Source organism: Streptacidiphilus rugosus AM-16 (assembly GCF_000744655.1).
Classification (GTDB): domain Bacteria; phylum Actinomycetota; class Actinomycetes; order Streptomycetales; family Streptomycetaceae; genus Streptacidiphilus; species Streptacidiphilus rugosus.
Window position 1 is genome coordinate 1,347,785 of the sequence record NZ_JQMJ01000004.1, and the last position, 19,427, is coordinate 1,367,211.

18 protein-coding genes are annotated in these 19,427 nt (G+C 73.0%); 13 read left to right on the top strand and 5 right to left on the bottom strand.

Annotated features, from left to right (window positions below):
• Positions 1–20: 20 nt before the first annotated feature.
• The gene (locus tag BS83_RS15245) at positions 21–587 is read right to left on the bottom strand and encodes a TetR/AcrR family transcriptional regulator (RefSeq protein WP_037604372.1); all 567 of its coding nucleotides are present in this window, start codon (positions 585–587) and stop codon (positions 21–23) included.
• A gap of 74 nt (positions 588–661) precedes the next feature.
• Between BS83_RS15245 and BS83_RS15250 the strand changes: the two genes are divergently transcribed.
• From BS83_RS15250 to BS83_RS15285, 8 genes are all read left to right on the top strand, one after another.
• A complete protein-coding gene (locus BS83_RS15250; RefSeq protein WP_037604373.1) occupies positions 662–1,387 on the top strand; it encodes an SDR family oxidoreductase in 726 nt (241 codons plus the stop codon).
• A 121-nt stretch (positions 1,388–1,508) separates the two neighbouring features.
• The gene (mmuM, locus tag BS83_RS15255; RefSeq protein WP_051943084.1) at positions 1,509–2,441 is read left to right on the top strand and encodes a homocysteine S-methyltransferase; all 933 of its coding nucleotides are present in this window, start codon (positions 1,509–1,511) and stop codon (positions 2,439–2,441) included.
• Positions 2,442–2,589: 148 nt separating this feature from the next.
• Positions 2,590–3,327, top strand: a complete 738-nt coding sequence (locus tag BS83_RS15260; protein ID WP_198035242.1) for a GNAT family N-acetyltransferase — start codon at positions 2,590–2,592, stop codon at positions 3,325–3,327.
• Positions 3,328–3,505: 178 nt separating this feature from the next.
• Complete coding sequence (locus BS83_RS15265) at positions 3,506–4,288, top strand: IclR family transcriptional regulator (RefSeq protein ID WP_037604374.1); 783 nt, start codon at positions 3,506–3,508, stop codon at positions 4,286–4,288.
• Positions 4,289–4,525: 237 nt separating this feature from the next.
• On the top strand, positions 4,526–5,239 hold the full coding sequence (locus BS83_RS15270; RefSeq protein WP_037604375.1) for an MIP/aquaporin family protein: 714 nt from the start codon (positions 4,526–4,528) through the stop codon (positions 5,237–5,239).
• 70 nt (positions 5,240–5,309) lie between these two features.
• Positions 5,310–6,851: a glycerol kinase GlpK gene (glpK, locus tag BS83_RS15275; protein ID WP_037604376.1), complete on the top strand. Its 1,542-nt coding sequence runs from the start codon at positions 5,310–5,312 to the stop codon at positions 6,849–6,851.
• A gap of 137 nt (positions 6,852–6,988) precedes the next feature.
• Complete coding sequence (locus BS83_RS15280) at positions 6,989–8,575, top strand: glycerol-3-phosphate dehydrogenase/oxidase (protein WP_037604377.1); 1,587 nt, start codon at positions 6,989–6,991, stop codon at positions 8,573–8,575.
• Between the two features lie 90 nt (positions 8,576–8,665).
• Positions 8,666–9,655: a TIGR01777 family oxidoreductase gene (locus BS83_RS15285; RefSeq protein ID WP_037604378.1), complete on the top strand. Its 990-nt coding sequence runs from the start codon at positions 8,666–8,668 to the stop codon at positions 9,653–9,655.
• Positions 9,656–9,664: 9 nt separating this feature from the next.
• On the opposite strand, the gene BS83_RS15290 is transcribed toward BS83_RS15285, so the two are convergent.
• Complete coding sequence (locus tag BS83_RS15290) at positions 9,665–10,423, bottom strand: DUF4184 family protein (protein WP_037604379.1); 759 nt, start codon at positions 10,421–10,423, stop codon at positions 9,665–9,667.
• A gap of 33 nt (positions 10,424–10,456) precedes the next feature.
• Between BS83_RS15290 and BS83_RS15295 the strand changes: the two genes are divergently transcribed.
• Complete coding sequence (locus BS83_RS15295; RefSeq protein ID WP_037604380.1) at positions 10,457–10,651, top strand: hypothetical protein; 195 nt, start codon at positions 10,457–10,459, stop codon at positions 10,649–10,651.
• Positions 10,652–10,658: 7 nt separating this feature from the next.
• Here the strand turns inward: BS83_RS15295 and BS83_RS15300 are convergent, their stop codons facing one another.
• From BS83_RS15300 to BS83_RS46500, 3 genes are all read right to left on the bottom strand, one after another.
• Positions 10,659–11,060: a ribonuclease domain-containing protein gene (locus tag BS83_RS15300; protein WP_037604381.1), complete on the bottom strand. Its 402-nt coding sequence runs from the start codon at positions 11,058–11,060 to the stop codon at positions 10,659–10,661.
• A 114-nt stretch (positions 11,061–11,174) separates the two neighbouring features.
• Positions 11,175–11,708 carry a class IV adenylate cyclase gene (locus tag BS83_RS15305; RefSeq protein ID WP_037604382.1) on the bottom strand — a complete coding sequence of 178 codons (534 nt, stop codon included), beginning with the start codon at positions 11,706–11,708 and terminating at the stop codon, positions 11,175–11,177.
• A 29-nt stretch (positions 11,709–11,737) separates the two neighbouring features.
• Entirely contained in the window at positions 11,738–12,712 is a 975-nt protein-coding gene (locus tag BS83_RS46500) for a hypothetical protein (RefSeq protein WP_198035243.1), read from the bottom strand.
• Between the two features lie 207 nt (positions 12,713–12,919).
• Between BS83_RS46500 and BS83_RS15315 the strand changes: the two genes are divergently transcribed.
• From BS83_RS15315 to meaB, 4 genes are all read left to right on the top strand, one after another.
• A complete protein-coding gene (locus tag BS83_RS15315) occupies positions 12,920–13,891 on the top strand; it encodes a GNAT family N-acetyltransferase (RefSeq protein ID WP_037609061.1) in 972 nt (323 codons plus the stop codon).
• 386 nt (positions 13,892–14,277) lie between these two features.
• Positions 14,278–16,149 carry a methylmalonyl-CoA mutase family protein gene (locus BS83_RS15320; RefSeq protein WP_037604384.1) on the top strand — a complete coding sequence of 624 codons (1,872 nt, stop codon included), beginning with the start codon at positions 14,278–14,280 and terminating at the stop codon, positions 16,147–16,149.
• The gene (gene scpA / locus BS83_RS15325) at positions 16,146–18,356 is read left to right on the top strand and encodes a methylmalonyl-CoA mutase (RefSeq protein WP_037604385.1); all 2,211 of its coding nucleotides are present in this window, start codon (positions 16,146–16,148) and stop codon (positions 18,354–18,356) included. Before BS83_RS15320 ends, scpA begins: the two co-directional genes overlap by 4 nt.
• Positions 18,357–18,362: 6 nt before the next feature.
• The gene (gene meaB, locus BS83_RS15330; protein ID WP_037604386.1) at positions 18,363–19,349 is read left to right on the top strand and encodes a methylmalonyl Co-A mutase-associated GTPase MeaB; all 987 of its coding nucleotides are present in this window, start codon (positions 18,363–18,365) and stop codon (positions 19,347–19,349) included.
• Positions 19,350–19,427: the final 78 nt, after the last annotated feature.

The following is a 19,427-nucleotide window of genomic DNA, read 5'->3' on the forward strand; positions in this document are numbered from 1 at the left end:
GTCGCGGCGCGGGAGCCCGGTCAGTCGCGCAGCGCGGCGACGACCACCAGCACCTCTTCCGTCAACTCGGGCCCCACCGGGCCGTGCTGGTACATCAGGCGGTACCACATCGCACCGAAGACCAGATCCACGACGGTGGCCACGGGCACCCGCCAACCGTCCGACCCCTGCCGCTCCAGCACCTCGGCGAGCAGGGCGCGCCGGCCGGCGATGTAGCCGCGCATCGTCACGGCCAGCGCGGGATCGGCGAAGGCGTCCGAGCTGAGCCCGAGCAGCACGTCCGCCACGGGCGCCCTCGCGGCCAGGGCGAACGTCCCGTCGAGGAAGGCGCGCAGATCGGCGACCGGATCCGGGCCGGGCGGCGGCGCGCCGTGCGCCGCGCCGATCTCGCCCATCGCCTCCAGCAGCACCGCACCGCGCGTCGGCCACCAGCGGTAGACGGTCTGCCGGCCCACCCCGGCGGCCTCGGCGATGGCCTTCATGGTCACGGCCGCGTAGCCGTCACTGACACAGAGCGCGAGCGCGGCGTCGAGGACCGCGCGGCGGGCCGCGTCGCTGCGGGGACGCCCCAGGGGCTTCTCGTTCATGGCCGGACTTTACAAGACACGATGTCTCGATACATAATCGAGACACAATGTCTCGTAAAGGGAGTGCGAAGGACATGTCGGAGCGCGTGGTCATTCTTGGCGGCACCTCGGGGATCGGGCTGGCCGCCGCCGAACTGCTGCTGACCAGGGGGAACGAGGTCTGGATCGCCGGAAGGGACGAGGAGCGGCTCGAACGGGCCCTCAAGGCGCTGGACGTGCCCGCGGCGAAGGGCCGCACGGTGGACGCGACGGACGAGGAGCGGCTGGCGGCGTTCTTCGCGGAGGTGGGCCCGTTCGACCACCTCGTGGTCACCCTCACCGCCAACGGCGGCGTCACCTCACTCGCCGACCTGACGGCGTCCGAGCTGCGCCGCCACCACGAGGGCAAGCTGATCCCGCATCTGCTCGCGGTCAAGGCGGCCCTCGGCACGCTGCGCGAGGACGGCTCGGTCACCCTGGTCGGCGCGATCAGCTCGCAGCTCAGCGCCGCCGGGCTGCTCGTGCTCGCCTCGGCGAACGCGGCCGTGGAGACGGCCTCGCGGATCCTGGCGGCCGAGCTCGCGCCGCGCCGGGTGAACGCGGTCTCCCCCGGCGTGATCGACACGCCGTGGTGGGACTGGGTCCCCGAGGCGGCCAGGACCGAGACGGTCGCCGGCGCGGCGGCCGGCACCGCGGTGGGCCGACCCGGCCGGCCGGAGGAGGTCGCGCACGCGATCGCCTTCCTGGTCGAGAACACCTACACCACCGGCGTGGTGCTGCCCGTGGACGGCGGTGCCAGGCTCGGCGTCCAGCGGGGATAGGCTGGTCAGGGCGTTGGTCGGGCGGGTCTCCGGTACGTCGGGGGCCCGCCCTCCCAGTTCCACCCGCCGGCCCACCCGCCGCTCCGCTCCGCCGCTCCACCCGCCGCTCGGAGGATCCGTGATGACCGTTCAGGGCTCGCTCGCCGCCGCTCTCGCCGACGGCGTGGTCGTGCTGGACGGAGGCATGTCCAACGAACTCGCTGCCGACGGGCACGACCTGTCCGACGCGCTCTGGTCCGCGCGGCTGCTGCGCGACGCGCCGGACGCCGTGGCGGCGGTGCACCGCCGCTACTTCGCGGCCGGGGCGCAGGTCGCGATCACCGCGAGCTACCAGGCGAGCTTCGAGGGCTTCGCCCGCGCCGGGATCGACCGCGCCGAGGCGACGGAGCTGCTGCGCCGCAGTGTCGCGCTGGCGCGCGAGGCGGCGGGCGGGACCCCGGGGCGCTGGGTCGCCGCCTCGGTCGGTCCCTACGGCGCGGTGCTGGCGGACGGCTCGGAGTACCGGGGCCGCTACGGACTGAGCCGCGCGGAGCTGCGCGCCTTCCACGCGCCGCGCGCAGAGGTGCTGGCCTCGGCGGAGCCGGACGTGCTCGCCGTCGAGACCGTCCCGGACGTGGACGAGGCGGAGGCGGCGCTGGACGCCGTCGCGGGTCTGGACGTGCCGGTCTGGCTCTCCTTCAGCGCGGCGGGGGGACGCACCCGCGCGGGCCAGCCGCTGGCCGAGGCCTTCGCGCTGGCGCGGGGCAACGACCAGGTGCTGGCGGTGGGGGTCAACTGCCTGGCCCCCGAGGAGGCCGCCGACGCGGTGGCGCTGGCGGCGGAGGTCTCCGGCAAGCCGGTGGTGGTCTACCCCAACAGCGGCGAGGGCTGGGACGCCCGCGCCCGCGCCTGGTCCGGCCCGGCGACCTTCTCGCCCGACCGCGTCACCGCCTGGCTCTCCGCCGGGGGCCGGCTGGTCGGCGGCTGCTGCCGCGTCGGCGCCGACCAGATCGCCGCGCTGGCCGACCAGGTGGACGGTCACCGGAACGCGTCGGCACAGCCGCCTCGTCCGTGAGAGCGGCCGCGCCCGTGCCTCGGCCGGGCGGTGCCCGCTGCCGACGCACGGAACATCCCGGATCGGACGGGGTCGACGACGGCCCCGGACCGCCGCGAGCCTGCGCATTCGCCCGTGGCAGCCGGGCCGGGCTGACTATGATCCGCGCGTGCCCACGATGACGATCGCCACCAGCAACGAGCGCCCCGACCTCCAGGAGCAGGCCAGGACGGCCCTGCGCGGCGGGTGGCCGACCTTCGTCCTGCACGACCCGCTCTCGAACGCCCATCGGGAACGGGTCGGGGCCTACTTCGCCCACTTCGACGTGCTGCTCCTGGAGGGCGACGTGGTGGTGGCCGACGGACGCGCCGTCGCCCTGCGCTGGGACGGCGCGACCGACACGCTGCCGGCGGGCTACGACGGCGCCCTGGTCGGCGCGGTGACAGAGCATGAGGCCGGGGTCGTGCCCGACACCCTCGCCGTCATGGCCGTCACCGTCCGGCCCGGTCGCACCGGCGCGGGGCTGGCGGGCCGGGTGATCACGGCGCTGCGCGAACGCGCCGTCGCGGCCGGCCTGGAGCGGGTGATCGCCCCGGTGCGTCCGGCCCTGAAGGCGCGGTACCCGCTGACCGCCATGGCGGACTTCGCCCGCTGGACCCGCGAGGACGGGCTGCACCTGGACCCCTGGATCCGCACCCACCAGCGGCTCGGCGCGAGCATCGTGGGCCCGGCCCCGCGCTCGATGGTCGTCCCCGGCACCGTGGCTCAGTGGGAGCGGTGGACCGGGATGGCCTTCCCGCAGACCGGCCGCTACATCGTCCCCGACGCCCTCGATCTCGTCGAGATCGACCGCGAGCGGGACCAGGGCCTCTACGCGGAGACCAACCTCTGGATGCGGCACCTGTAAGCGCCGTCCGCCGCACCGAAGCCGCGCCGAAGCCGCAAGGAACGACCCGAACGGGCACGTCAGCGCGGTTCGTGCACGGGGCGGGGTGCGACGACCGCGCGGGATTCCTGGCAGACTCTGTAGCAAGCACAGCGTGGTCGACAATGCCGACCACAGGTCACAACGTGGAGGTAGACCGATGGCCGGGTCGATCCAGTCGCTCGAGCGGGCGGCAGCGATCCTGCGGCTGCTCGCCGGCGGCGAGCGGCGGCTCGGGCTGTCCGACGTGGCCACCTCGCTCGGGCTGGCCAAGGGGACCGCGCACGGCATCCTGCGGACCCTGCAGCAGGAGGGCTTCGTCGAGCAGGACCCCGACAGCGGCAAGTACCAGCTCGGCGCGGAGCTGCTGCGCCTCGGGCAGAGCTACCTCGACGTGCACGAGCTGCGCGCCCGCGCGCTGGTGTGGGCGGACGACCTCGCGCGGGCCGGCGGGGAGAGCGTCTACCTGGGCGTCCTGCACAAGCGCGGGGTGCTGATCGTGCACCACGTCTTCCGGCCCGACGACACCCGGCAGGTGCTGGAGGTCGGCAGCATGCAGCCGCTGCACAGCACCGCGCTGGGCAAGGTGCTGGTCGCCTACGACCCGGTCGCCCGCGCCGAACTGCAGGAGGGCGGGCGCGAGGCGTTCACCGCGCACACCCGCACCGACCTGGACGCCATCGACGCCGAGGCCGCGGTCATCCGCGAGCGCGGCTGGGCCTCGGCCGTCGAGGAGACCTGGACCGGCGTCGCGTCGATCGCCGCACTGATCCAGGACCGGCGCAGGAACCCGGTCGGGGCGGTCGCACTGAACGGCCCGGTCGAGCGCGTCTGCGCCGAGGGCGCGGACGGCACGCCGGGCGCGGTACGCCCGGCCCTGGTGGCCGCGGTGCGCGAGGCGGCCCGCTCCATCTCCAGGGACCTGGGCGCGCCGCGCTTCTGAAGCGTGCCCCGGCAGGTTTTCTGACGGATCATCATCCGCTTTCCGCCCGTCATATCGGGCCATTCGGCGTGTTTGCCCGCAACTCTTATGGGCGATTTGCCTAGGTTGGTCAGACAATGTCCTGTTCGCGGGATCTGCTCCCTGCGGGCCTTGACGTGCCGGGAACTCCACACGTAGCTTTCGCACAGCGGTCGACATTGTCGAACGCCAGCCGCAAACCGCACTCCGGGAGCCGCCGTGTCCAACAGCCACATCTTTCTCGGCGAAGTCATCGGCACCGCCGTCCTCATCCTGATGGGCGGCGGCGTCTGTGCGGCCGTGACGCTCAAGCGGTCCAAGGCCCAGGGCGCCGGCTGGCTGGCCATCACCTTCGGGTGGGGCTTCGCCGTGCTGATCGGCGCGTACACCTCCAGCAGCCTGTCCGGCGCCCACCTCAACCCGGCCGTCACCGTCGCGATAGCCGTGAAGACGGGCGACTGGAGTCACGTCCCGCTCTACATCGCCGGGCAGCTCGTCGGCGCGGTCATCGGCGCGACCCTGGTCTGGGTGACCTACCTGGGCCAGTTCAACGAGAACGACGAGCCCACCCTCGGGATCTTCGCCACCGGCCCGGAGATCAGGAACCCGGTCCAGAACGTGCTCACCGAGATCGTCGGCACCACCGTGCTCTGCCTGCTGATCCTCACCCAGGGCCTCAACAAGGAGCTCGGCCTCTCCGGCCTCGGCATCCTGATCACCTCCTTCACCGTGGTCGGGATCGGCCTCTCGCTCGGCGGCCCGACCGGCTACGCGATCAACCCCGCACGCGACCTCGGCCCGCGCCTGGTCCACGCGCTCCTGCCGATCCCGAAGAAGGGCGACTCGGACTGGAGCTACGCCTGGATCCCGGTGCTCGGCCCGGTTCTCGGCGGTCTGCTCGCCGGTGCGATCTACAACGGGGCCTTCGCATAGTCCAGGCTGATACGCCGGAGATGGTTCACCCGCACGCCCCCCTGTTCTCCCCTTCGTCAACGAGGACGTCATGACCACCACCAGCAACAGCCGGTCCGGCCAGTACATCGCCGCGATCGACCAGGGCACGACCTCCAGCCGCTGCATCGTCTTCGGCGCCGACGGCCGGATCGTCGCGGTCGACCAGCAGGAGCACCGCCAGATCTTCCCCCAGCCCGGCTGGGTCGAGCACGACGCCGAGGAGATCTGGACCCGGGTGCAGTCCGTCGTCGCGGGCGCGCTCGCCAAGGCCGGACTGACCAGGGACGACATCCGCGCCATCGGCATCACCAACCAGCGCGAGACCACCGTGCTGTGGGACCGGCACACCGGCAAGCCGGTCCACCACGCCCTGGTGTGGCAGGACACCCGCACCGAGGAGCTCTGCAAGGAGCTGGGCCGCAACGTCGGCCAGGACCGCTTCCGCCGCGAGACGGGCCTGCCGCTGGCCAGCTACTTCGCCGGACCGAAGATCCGCTGGCTGCTGGACAACGTCGAGGGCCTGCGCGAGCGCGCCGCGGCCGGGGACATCCTCTTCGGCACCATGGACACCTGGGTCATCTGGAACCTGACCGGCGGCGTCGACGGCGGGAGGCACGTCACCGACGTCACCAACGCCTCGCGCACCATGCTGATGAACCTGCACACGCTGCAGTGGGACGAGTCGATCGCGCAGTCCATGGACGTGCCGCTGTCGGTGCTGCCGGAGATCCGCTCCTCCGCCGAGGTCTACGGCGAGGCCGTGGGCGAGCTGGCCGGCGTGCCGGTCGCCTCGGCACTGGGCGACCAGCAGGCCGCGCTCTTCGGCCAGACCTGCTTCGACGAGGGCGAGGCCAAGAGCACCTACGGCACCGGCACCTTCCTGCTGCTCAACACCGGCGAGAAGGTCGTCAACTCCTACCACGGCCTGCTGACCACGGTCGGCTACCGGATCGGCGACCAGGCCCCGGTCTACGCCCTGGAGGGCTCGATCGCGGTCACCGGATCGCTGGTGCAGTGGCTGCGCGACCAGCTCGGCATCATCTCCACCGCCGCCGAGATCGAGACGCTGGCCTCCACCGTCGAGGACAACGGCGGCGCGTACATCGTGCCGGCCTTCTCCGGCCTCTTCGCGCCGTACTGGCGCTCCGACGCCCGCGGCGCGATCACCGGCCTCACCCGCTACGTCACCAAGGGCCACCTGGCCCGCGCCGTGCTGGAGGCCACCGCCTGGCAGACCCGCGAGGTCGTCGACGCGATGGAGAAGGACTCAGGCGTCACGCTCTCGGCGCTCAAGGTCGACGGCGGCATGACCAGCAACAACCTGCTCATGCAGAACATCGCCGACGTGCTCGACGTCCCGGTCGAGCGCCCCTACGTCGCCGAGACCACCGCCCTGGGCGCCGCCTATGCGGCCGGCCTCGCGGTCGGCTTCTGGCCGGACCTCGCCACCCTGCGCGCCAACTGGCACCGCGCCGCCGAGTGGACCCCGCGCATGGAGGACTCCGTCCGCGAGCGCGAGTACAAGAACTGGCTCAAGGCCGTCGAGCGGACCATGGGCTGGATCGACGAGGACTCCGCGCCCGGCCACTGACCGGCGGGTGCGGCGGGCCCGTCCACGGGGAGGGCCCGCCGCGCCCCCGCACCGCACCGTCCCATCGCTCGGTTCCACCGCACGGCTCCGCACCAGCCGCACGTCGCTCCACCCACACACCATCTGAGGGATCATCGATGCACACCATCCCGACCCTGGGGGCCAACCGCACGGCCGACCGCGCCCAGGCGCGCGAGCTGCTGAGCAGCGCCACCTACGACCTCCTGATCATCGGCGGCGGCATCCTCGGCACCGCCGTCGCCTGGACCGCCGCACAGTCGGGCCTCAGGGTCGCGATGGTGGACGCGGGCGACTTCGCCGGGGCCACCTCCAGCGCCTCCTCCAAGCTGGTCCACGGCGGGCTGCGCTACCTGCAGACCGGCGCGGTCAAGCTGGTCGCGGAGAACCACAAGGAGCGCCGCGCGCTCTCCACGGACGTCGCGCCGCACCTGGTCAACCCGCTCACCTTCTACGTGCCGGTCTACAAGGGCGGTCCGCACTCCGCCCCCAAGCTCGGCGCGGGCGTCTTCCTCTACTCGGCGCTGTCCGCCTTCCGCGACGGCATGGGCCACGTCTCCACCGCCGCGCACGCCGCCCAGCAGGTGCCGGCGCTGCGCACCGAGGGGCTGCGGTCGGTCGCGGTCTACGGCGACCACCAGATGAACGACTCGCGCGTCGCGGTGATGACGGTCCGTGCGGCGGTCGACTCGGGCGCGGTGGTGCTCAACCACGCCGAGGTGACCGGCCTGAGATTCACGGGCGGCCGGGTCAGCGGCGCGGAGCTGCGGGACCGCCTGGACGGCGGCGAGTTCGGCGTCGACGCGCGTCTGGTGCTGAACGCGACCGGCCCGTGGGTGGACCACCTGCGGACCATGGAGGACGCCGGCGCTGCCCCCAGCATCCGCCTCTCCAAGGGCGCGCACGTGGTGGTCAAGCGCAAGGCGGCCTGGAACGCGGCGCTCACCATACCGATCGACAAGTACCGGGTCTCCTTCGCCATCCCGTGGGAGGACCACGTCCTGCTCGGCACGACGGACGAGGAGTACACCGGCGACCCGGCGGACGTGCGGGCCACGGAGGCGGACGTCGACCAGATCCTCGGCGAGGCCGCGCACGCGATCCGCGACGAGCACCTGGACCGCGACCTGATCACCTACTCCTTCGCCGGCCTGCGGGTGCTGCCCGGCGGTCCTGGGCAGACGGCCGCGGCCAAGCGCGAGACGGTGGTCACCGAGGGCCGCGGCGGCATGCTGTCGGTCGCGGGCGGCAAGTGGACGACCTACCGTCACATCGGCCGGGTGGTCCTGGACAAGCTCGCGCGCGTGCCGGGAACCGGCCTGGCCGACGACATGTCGGAGATCCCGCGCACCATCCCGCTTCCCGGCGTGGCCAGCCCGAACGCGGTGGCCCACCGCCTGCTCGTGGACCGCGAGCCGGGCGCCAGGATGGACCCGCTGGTCGCCCGCCACCTGGCCACCCACTACGGCACGCTCTCCTTCGACATCGCCCGGCTGATCGACCAGGACCCGGAGCTCGGGCGCCCGATCCACCCGGACGGCCCGGACGTCTGGGCCCAGGTCGCCTACGCGGCGGACCGCGAGTGGGCCGCGACCGCGGACGACGTGCTGCGCCGCCGGACGACGATGACGGTGCGCGGCCTGGACACCCCCGAGGTCCGCGCCGAGATCGACGCCTTCCTGGGCGGACGGCCGACGCGGGCCTGACCGCGGGGCGCGGGACCCGACCCCGCTTTTGAACACGTTCAAGAACAGGCGTAGGCTCCCTCCGAACCACAACGGAGGGGGCCTGGTGCCATGAAGATCGTTCTTGCCGGGGGAACCGGACAGGTCGGCGGAATCCTCGACCGCGCGCTGACGGCGGCCGGCCACGAGGTCCCGGTGCTGACCAGGCGGCCGACCCGGCCGCACGAGCTGTTCTGGGACGGACGGACCCTCGGTCCGTGGGCGGACGCGGCCGTCGACGGCGCCGACGCGGTGGTCAACCTCGCCGGTCGCAGCGTCAGCTGCCGCTACACGGCCGCGAACCTGCGGGCGATGATGGACTCCCGCGTGGACTCGGCCCGTGTGGTGGGCCAGGCGATCGCGGCAGCCTCCCGGCCGCCCGGGGTCTGGCTGCAGATGAGCACGGCGACGATCTACGCCCACCGCTTCGACGCCGCCAACGACGAGGCGAGCGGCCGGATCGGCGGCGCCGAGCCGGACGTGCCCGGCTACTGGGAGTACAGCGTCAGGATCGCCCGCCAGTGGGAGCGCGAGCAGCAGCTCGCCGCCACCCCGCACACCCGCCGGGTCGCGCTGCGCTCGGCGATGGTGATGAGCCCGGACCGCGGCGGCGTCTTCGACGTCCTGCTCGGGATGACCAGGCTCGGCCTGGGCGGGCCCGTCGCCGGCGGGCGGCAGTACGTCTCGTGGATCCACGACGTCGACTTCGTCCGGGCCGTCCAACTGCTGATCGCCCGCGAGGACCTGGAGGGCCCGGTCAACCTGGCCGCGCCGGAGCCGCTCCCCCAGCGCGACTTCATGCGCGCGCTGCGGGAGGCCTGGGGCATGCCGGTCGGCCTGCCGGCGACCGCGTGGATGGCCGAGCTCGGCGCACTCGCCCTGCGCTCGGACACCGAACTGCTGCTGAAGAGCCGCTGGGTGACCCCGGGCCGCCTGTTGGACGCCGGATTCGCCTTCGAGCACGAGAGCTGGCCCGAGGCGGCCGCCGACCTGGTCCACCGCGTGCGGGTGCAGCGGGGAAGGGCGCGGACGCCGCTGCGGACCCTGCGGACCTCTCCCTGACCGGCCGGATCAGGCCCGGCGCAGCCTGAGCACGGCGTAGAGGACCAGCGCCAGGCACGCCCCGGCGACCGCGCCGAAGGCGACGGCGGGGATCACCGAGGTGAGCGGCATGCCCGGCCGGACCCAGGCCGCGTAGCGGTACGCGGCGCCGGCCACGGCCGCGGAGACGGTGAGCAGCAGCGCGAGGCGGCGGTTCCCCTGCGGGTGCGCCGGCTCGGACGACCGCACTGCCGCGCGCCGCAGCTCCCGCCAGGCGTACCACCCGAGCACGGCCAGGCCCAGCGCCGAGCAGCCGTACTGCAGCAGGGCGTACGGGGGTTCGCCGAGGACCCGGCCGGTCTGCAGGGCCGGGAGGAGCCGGGTGCCGAAGCGGTCGGGGTGGGTGAAGCCGTCCCAGCCGACGTGCGTGGCCGCCCCGAGTGCGGCCGACAGAAGGAACCAGGGAGTCCGCGACCAGGGCACCCCTGCTTCCGACGGCGCCGTCAACTCCTCGGCCGCCGACGCCCACCGGCCCGGCAGCAGCCCGACCAGCGGCGCCCGCAGCACCAGGTGCCACGCCCCGAACAGCACGGCCGCGATCCCCACGTCCAGCGTCGGCACCGCCCACCAGCTGTGCGCCAGATCTCCCCAGGCGAAGGCCCCGGCGAAGTAGGGCACATCCGGCGCCATGGACCCGAAGACGAGCGCCGAGGCCACCAACCGCCCCCGTGCGCGGCCCCCGCGCAGGAACGGCAGCACGGCGGCGGGATGGCTGAGGGTGAACGGCATGCGCGCACGCTACCGGGTGGGCTCCCGGCTGTCATGATCGAACCGGTAGCCTCCGGACCGCTCGCGGACGGCACCGGCGCCCCGTCCTGGGGAGGCTTCGGGCCACGGCCTACGGGTACACCGTCGATCTCACGCGCGCCCGAGGACGAGCGGGCCGCCCTCGCGCAGCAGCTGCGCGCCTGGGCGGGCGCGAAGTACAAGGTGCACGAGGGCGGCCTGGACGGCTGACGCCTGCTCAGCAGGAGAAGTCGATCAGCGCGAACGTCGTGTAGTGGTCATCGGTGTAGTAGTCGAGCTGGTCCGGTTGGTCCACGACGATGCGCCGCGCACCGCGCGTCGCACTGCCCGGGGTGACCACGGTGTACTCGTGGTAGTAGCCGTAGGGCTCGCCGGGCAGCACGCCCTCGTTGTTGCTGAAGACGCTGTCGTCCTGCCGGTAGGGGTACGGGCCACCCTGGGCGATGAGGCCGAGGGTGTCGTCGGCCTCCGGCGGCAGCGCGGACTGGCAGACGGAGCCGCTGACGTCCGCGTGCGCAGTGGCGGCGGGCATCAGCACGGAGCCGCTCGCGACCAGGACGCCGACGGCGAGAGCAAGGGAGGTCGTGCGCGGGTTCCACGCGCGTAGAGAGATGGTCATGACAAGGAGTGTCCGGGGCGTCCGTCCTGGCCGGAAGGGTTGCTGACAGCTCTTCATCGGCTGTTCGCCGCACGGGGCCTGACCGAGCGGAAAGTGACCGGGCGGTGGCCGCCGTCAGTCGAAGGTGAGCCGCGGCAGCGCCTCGATGTCGATCCCGTACCGTCGGTAGACGCTGGTCGTGCTCTCGCTGGTCAGCTGCTCCAGGCCGAACCCCAGCGCGAGAGCGGTCGCGTGGACGTGTTCGACGCTGTCCCCCTCGATCTCCAGGTAGGACGGGATCAGCGGCCAGCGGTCGATCTCAATCGCGGCGCCGCCCAGCCGCCAGGACGAGCGGCGGTTCTCCTGGTAGGCCTTCGGCCGGTAGCCCAGCTTCCCGAGCAGCGTGTCGGCGGCGTCGAAGTCGCCCACGGTGGTCTCGGTCTCGACCACCCCGTCGATGCCGTCGGAGTGGACCTCCTTGACGCACAGGGTGATCTCGACGCCGGTGTCCCGCAGGCGGACCCATGCGTCGGATCGGCCGGGAATGTCGTAGACGTAACGCCGCTGGAACCGCTCACCCAGATGCTCCGCCCCGGCCACGGCGAGGAGCTCCGCCATCGCCTCCGGGTCGACGTCGAGCAGCTTGGCCTCGAACTCCGTCGCGGTCACGGTGGGTTGCCCTCCAGGTGGCACGGGTGTCAGTGGGGCAGGGAGAGCAGCGCGGTGTCGCCCACGGCGTGCGCGGTGCGCAGCACGGATTCCAGCCCTCCCGTGTCGTCCGGACGGCAGAGGTCGTCGGTCAGCAGGAGCAGGAGCCCGTCGCGCTGTCGCGCCAGGGCACAACCGGTGCCGTCCCCCGACGAAGCCCATGCTCCGCCGCCCCGCTCGCGGCACTGGGTGTACGTCAGTTCCGGGTCGGCGGCGCGCGCCTCCAGCAGGAGTGCGCACAGGCTCTGCGGCCCGGCGGCACGGACCTGAAGCGCGGCGGGCGAGGCGCTGATCGCGGAGCCGTCGTCGTACGTCACGTTCAACGTGCCCGCGCTGTAGTGGATCCCGTCCGGCTGCAGACCCGGCCAGTCGACCAGGACCATCAGCGGACGCGGCGGATCCCCGAAGGAGCGCAGCACCGCCGCGTCCGCGGCGCCGAGCGTCAGGCGGTTCGAGGGCAGCCACACCAGGGCCAGCGCCAGCACCGCCGCGGTTGCCGTCACACGTGCCCTGCGACCCGGCAGCGCCAGCGCGCTCACGGCGCCCAGCGCGACTCCGGTGACCAGCCACGACAGACACATCATCGCGAAGCCGCCCACCGCCACGGGCGGCACCAGCCGGAGCAGGCAGCCGGTACCGGCCAGCAGAGCGGCCACCACCCGCACCGTGCGCCCGCCCAGGCCGGTGGCCTGCCGCGCCTGCCGGGCCGCGATCCCGTCGCGGAACCACAGCCGGCCGACGCCCATGGCCGTCCCGACGGCGACCGCCGTCGCACCGGTGCGGCCCAGCAGAAGTCCGAGCCCGGCCACCGCGACGGTGAACAACGGGCCCACCGACACCTCGGCCGCGGCCCAGCGGGCCACCCACGTCACCCGAGGCCGGGCGAGGAACCAGCCGACCACCCCCCGCCCCCACACCTGCTCCGGCCCGCCCGCGGCGACCTGTCCCTGCACGCCCACCCCCACGCCCACTGATCCCCCGTCAGCACCAGCAGGATCGTACGGCAGACCCACCCACACGGGACGGGGCCCGGGACAGTCCGGCCCACCTGGCGACGAGGGCCCGCGAGGAGTCCCGGTCAGTCGCCTGCGCAACCGACAGGCAGCTCGGACTCCGTCGCCGGGCCCGAAATCGGGACGACAGCCCTCGCCGGGATCCCTAAGGTGGCGATCATGACTGTCGAATCGCAGAACCTCGTGTGGCGTCCGATGGCCGTGTCCGACGGCGCGGCGATGGCCGACCTCCTGAACGCGATCGACGCGGAGGACCACGTCTGGGGGCAGTACACCGCGGAGGACGCGGCCGAGGAGCTGGACTCTCCGGTCGTCGACCTCGCGATGTCCACGTTGGCGGTGTTCGACGGCGCGACGATGCTCGGCTTCTCTGCGGTCCACTACAGGCCGACAGCCGAGATCGTCCACCGGGTGCAGGCGGCCGGCGCCGTCCGCCCCACCCACCGTCGCCAGGGACTCGGAACGAAGCTCATGCAGCACGGGCTGGCGGCCGCCGAGGCGCTGCACGCAGCGCATCACCCCACGCTCCGACTGGTCGTCGAATCCGTCTACGGCGAGCACGTCGAGGGGGCCGTCGCGCTGTACCGTGCGGCAGGCATGACGGCGACGAAGTGGGGCCGGCACATGAGGCATCCGCTCGGCACCGCCGTTCCGGACGCCCCTGTCCCCGACGGCCTGCGGATCGAGGGCTACACGGCCGGGACCGACGAGGAGTTCCGCGCGGTCCGCAACGAGGCCGCCCAGGACGTGGGCGGGTCGCAGCTCAGCGCCGAGGAGTGGAAGGTCTGGGCCGTGAACGCGAACTTCCGGCCCGAGTTGAGCTTTCTGCTGCGCGACGTCCGGACCGGGACGGCGGCCGGGGTCCTCCTGGTCGTCTCGTGGGAGGCGGACACGGCGGCGACCGGCATCCGTGACGCGTACTTCAGGGTCATCGCCACGCGGCCCGCGTACCAGGAGCGCGGCGTGGCCGAGGCCCTGATCTCGCACACGCTCCGGGCCGCAGGGGACCAGGGCTACGGACGGGCCAGTGTCAGGGTCGACGCCGACAGTTCGAGCAGGGACTTCGGGGTCTACGAGAAGGCCGGGTTCGTCACCCAGGACACCCAGGTCCACTACTGCATCGAACGCTGACGCACTCCACCCACAGCCCGCTGACCCGCACCGGAGTCGACCGAGCCGTCGGAGGCTCGTGCGGCCGGGAGGCCGCTCGGTGAGGTCCGATCGACCTGACGTGGCGGCGCATGTGGGACCCCGGAACGAATCCGGGACTGCCCCACAGCGGTGAGCGGGAACGACCGCCGTCATCGGCGCTGGCCCAAGGACCGACACCAGACGGTTCCTCACACCCGCTCGCAGCCCGCGGCACAGGTGACCCTGCCGGCTCCCGACCACCCTGCGGTGGCACCCCTCCCCGGTGACCGTGCCGCCAACGTGTGAGGTCAGCGAGGGGTCAGAGAGGGAAAGGTCACACACGTGAAGGGTGCAGTTCGTGAACGCGACTGTCCTAGCATCCAGCTATGACGGTCCTGCCCGACGACGGGCTCTCCCTCGCCGCCGATTTCCCGGACACCACCCGTGCTCAATGGCAGAGCCTGGTGGAGAGCGTGCTGCGCAAATCCGGCAGCGACGCGGCCGGCCCCGCCGCTGAGGCGGAGCTGGCGACGCTCCTGGAGGACGGGATAACCGTCTCCCCGCTCTACACCGCGGAGGACGCGTCCGCTGCGCCCGGGTATCCCGGCTTCCCGCCGTTCGTGCGGGGCGGGCGGCCCGCGCCGAGCGGCTGGGATGTGCGCCAGCGCCACGAAGGCGGCGACGCCCGGCAGGTGAACACGGCGGCCTTGGCCGACCTGGAGAACGGCGTCACCTCGCTGTGGCTGGGTGTGGGAGCCTCGGCTCTGCCGGTGGCCGGGCTGTCGAAGGCGCTGGAGGGCGTCTACCTCGATCTGGCGCCGATCGTCCTGGACGCCGGCGCGCAGACCGGCGAGGCCGCACGGGAGTTGCTGCGGCTCTTCGAGCGGCAGGGCGTCGCGCCGGAGTCGGCCAGGGGCAACCTCGGCGGCGACCCGCTCGGGCACCTGGCCCGGACCGGCACCGCCGCGTCGCTGGACGACGTGCTGGACCTGGCCCGCATCTGCGCGCAGCAGTATCCGGGCATCAGGGCCCTCACCGTGGACGCGCTGCCGTACCACGAGGCCGGAGCCTCGGCGGCCGAGGAGCTCGGCTGCTCGCTCGCCACGGGCGTCGCCTATCTGCGGTCGCTGACGGGGGCGGGCCTGTCGGTGGACGCCGCGTGCCGGCAGTTGGAGTTCCGCTACGCCGCGACCGCGGACCAGTTCCTGACGGTGGCGAAGCTGCGCGCGGCCCGCCGCCTCTGGTCGCGGGTGGCGGAGGTGTCCGGCGCCGCCCCGGCCGGTCCGGGCCAGGTCCAGCACGCGGTGACGTCGCCGGTGATGATGACGCGGCGCGACCCGTACGTGAACATGCTGCGCACCACCATCGCCTGCGCGGCTGCCGGGATCGGCGGCGCCGACAGCGTGACCGTGCTTCCGTTCGACCACGATCTCGGCCGGGCGGACGCGTTCGCCCGCCGGATCGCCCGCAACACCTCCTCGATCCTGCTGGAGGAGTCGCACCTGGGCCGCGTCGTGGACCCGGCCGGCGGCTCCTGGTACGTGGAGCGCCTGACCGACGAACTCGCGCACGCCGCTTGGGCGTTCTTCCAGGAGCTGGAGCGCGCCGGCGGCCAGGAGGCGGCGCTCGGCTCGGGCCTGGTGGCGGAGCGGATCGAGGCCACCTGGGCAGCCCGCACGAAGAAGCTCGCCCGGCGCAAGGAACCGATCACCGGGGTGAGCGAGTTCCCGAACGTCACCGAGAAGCCCGTCGTCCGTGACCCGGCCCCGCCGCACCGCCCCCTGGGACGCGCCGCGGCGGCCGGGCCCGGCCTGCCGCGGGTGCGCCGCGACGAGGCGTTCGAGGCGCTGCGGGCCCGCTCGGACGCGGCTCTCGCGACCGGCGGGGCCAGGCCGAAGGTCTTCATCGCCGCGCTCGGACCGGCTGCCGTGCACACCGCGCGGGCGGCCTTCGCCGCGAACCTGTTCCAGGCGGGCGGGATCGAGGCGGTCCACCTCCCGGCCTCCGTGGACGCGGACACGGCCACGGACGCGTTCGCCGCCAGCGGCGCGACGATCGCCTGCCTGTGCTCGAGCGACGCCCTGTACGCCGAGCAGGCCGACGCGGTCGCCGCCGCGCTGCGCGACGCCGGTGCGGCCAGGGTGTACCTGGCCGGCCGACCCGGCGAGTACGCCCATGTGGACGCCTACGTCTTCGCCGGCTGCGACGCGCCGGCCGTCCTCTCTGCCGCCCTCGATGTGACCGGAGCTCCGGCATGACGCAGATTCCCGACTTCTCGCAGGTCGACCTCTCCGGTGGCGAAAGCCCGGCGCCGGTCGGCGACGAGCAGTGGCGTGCGGCGGTCAAGGAGAGCGCCGGCAGCGACGCCGCCGACCTGCTCTGGCAGACCCCGGAGGGCATCGCGGTCAAGCCCCTCTACACCGGCCACGACCTCGAGGGCCTGGACTTCCTGGGCGCCTACCCGGGTGTGGCCCCGTACCTGCGCGGCCCCTACCCGACGATGTACGTCAACCAGCCGTGGACGATTCGCCAGTACGCCGGATTCTCGACCGCCGAGGAGTCGAACGCCTTCTACCGGCGCAATCTGGCGGCCGGGCAGAAGGGCCTGTCGGTCGCGTTCGACCTGCCGACCCACCGCGGCTACGACAGCGACCACCCGCGGGTCACCGGCGACGTCGGCATGGCGGGTGTCGCCATCGACTCCATCTACGACATGCGCCAGCTCTTCGACGGCATCCCGCTGGACAAGATGACCGTGTCGATGACGATGAACGGCGCCGTGCTGCCGGTGCTCGCCCTCTACATCGTGGCGGCGGAGGAACAGGGCGTCGCGCCGGAGAAGCTGGCCGGGACCATCCAGAACGACATCCTCAAGGAGTTCATGGTCCGCAACACCTACATCTATCCGCCGAAGCCCTCGATGCGGATCATCTCCGACATCTTCGCGTACACCTCGCAGAAGATGCCGCGCTACAACTCGATCTCCATCTCGGGCTACCACATCCAGGAGGCGGGCGCGACGGCCGACCTGGAGCTGGCGTACACCCTCGCCGACGGCGTGGAGTACCTGCGGGCCGGACAGGCCGTGGGCCTGGACGTGGACACCTTCGCGCCCCGGCTCTCGTTCTTCTGGGCGATCGGCATGAACTTCTTCATGGAGATCGCCAAGATGCGCGCAGCCCGGCTGCTCTGGGCCAAGCTGGTCAAGCAGTTCGATCCGCAGAACCCCAAGTCGCTGTCGCTGCGCACCCATTCGCAGACCTCCGGCTGGTCGCTCACCGCGCAGGACGTGTTCAACAACGTCACCCGCACCTGTGTGGAGGCGATGGCCGCCACACAGGGCCACACCCAGTCGCTGCACACCAACGCCCTCGACGAGGCCCTGGCCCTGCCGACGGACTTCTCCGCCCGCATCGCCCGCAACACGCAGCTGCTGCTCCAGCAGGAGTCGGGCACCTGCCGCGTGATCGACCCGTGGGGCGGCTCCGCCTACGTCGAGCGGCTCACCTACGACCTGGCCCGCCGCGCCTGGCAACACATCCAGGAGGTCGAGGCGGCGGGCGGCATGGCGAAGGCCATCGACGCCGGCATCCCCAAGCTCCGCATCGAGGAGGCCGCGGCCCGCACCCAGGCCCGGATCGACTCCGGCCGCCAGCCGGTCATCGGCGTCAACAAGTACCGCGTGGAGAACGACGAGCAGATCGACGTGCTCCAGGTCGACAACTCCTCGGTCCGGGCCCAGCAGATCGCCAAGCTGCGCCGCCTGCGCGAGGAGCGCGACGAGCAGGCCACCCAGGACGCCCTGCGCGCCCTGACCCACGCCGCCGAGCGCGGATCGAGCGCGGGCCTGGAAGGGAACCTGCTGGCCCTCGCGGTGAACGCGGCGCGCGCCAAGGCCACGGTCGGCGAGATCTCCGACGCCCTGGAGAAGGTCTACGGGCGGCACGCGAGCCAGATCCGTACCATCGCGGGCGTGTACCGCAACGAAGCAGGCGAGTCCGCCTCCGTCACCCGCACCCGGGCCCTGGTCGACGACTTCGAGGAGGCCGAGGGCCGGCGCCCGCGCATCCTGGTCGCCAAGATGGGCCAGGACGGTCACGACCGCGGCCAGAAGGTGATCGCCACCGCCTTCGCCGACCTGGGCTTCGACGTGGACGTGGGCCCGCTGTTCCAGACGCCCGCCGAGGTCGCCCGCCAGGCGGTCGAGGCGGACGTGCACATCGTCGGGGTCTCCTCGCTGGCCGCCGGGCACCTCACCCTGGTGCCCGCGCTGCGCGAGGAGCTGGCCACGGAGGGCCGCGAGGACATCATGATCGTAGTCGGCGGCGTCATCCCGCCGCAGGACGTGCCCACCCTCCTGGAGGCGGGTGCGGCGGCGGTGTTCCCGCCCGGCACGGTGATCCCTGACGCCGCCCACGACCTGGTGCGCCGGCTCGCCGCCGCGCTGGGCCACGGCGAGCTGTAGCCGACGGTGCGCATCGACCTCGAGGCCTGCGCCAAGGGCGTGCTGGAGGGCAGGCGGGCGTTCGTCGCCCGTGCCATCACGCTGGTGGAGTCCACCCGGGCCGACCACCGCGTCATGGCCCAGCAACTGCTGTCCGAGCTGCTGCCGCACTCGGGCAGCGCCCGGCGGATCGGGATCAGCGGGGTGCCTGGGGTGGGGAAGTCCACCTTCATCGACGCCTTCGGCACCATGCTGACCGGGCTGGGGCACCGGGTCGCCGTCCTCGCGGTCGACCCCTCCTCCACCCGGACCGGCGGCTCCATCCTGGGCGACAAGACCCGGATGGAGCGCCTGGCCGTCGACCCCGCGGCGTTCGTACGCCCATCCCCCAGCGCCGGAACGCTGGGCGGGGTGGCCAAGGCCACCCGCGAGTCGATGGTGGTGATGGAGGCCGCCGGCTACGACGTGGTGCTGGTGGAGACCGTCGGCGTCGGCCAGTCCGAGACCGCGGTCGCCGACATGGTGGACTCCTTCCTTTTGCTGACCCTGGCCAGGACCGGCGACCAGCTCCAGGGCATCAAGAAGGGCGTGCTGGAGCTGGCCGACGTCATCGCGGTCAACAAGGCCGACGGCCCGCACCAGCGCGACGCACAGGCCGCCGCCCGCGAACTGGCCGGGGCGCTGCGGCTGATGCACCCCGCGGACGCCGCCTGGACACCGCCGGTGCTCAGCTGCAGCGCGCGGGAGTCGGCCGGCCTGGACACGGTCTGGGAGCGGCTGGAACAGCACCGCACCCTGCTCGACGGCACCGGCCGGCTCACCGCCAAGCGACGCGACCAGCAGGTCGGCTGGGCCTGGTCGATGGTCCGCGACGAGCTGCTGGGGCGTCTGCACACCCACCCCGCCGTGCGCGCCCTCACCCCCGGACTCGAAGAGCAGGTCCGCGACGGTCGGTTGACCGCCACCCGCGCGGCCGGGCTCATCCTGGACGCCTTCGACGGAGGGTCCTCCTGAGCCTGGCGGGACGAATCACGGCCGATCCGGGCCACCGGCCCGGTCCGGTTTCCACCGCGCACCGGTGCCAGGACCGGC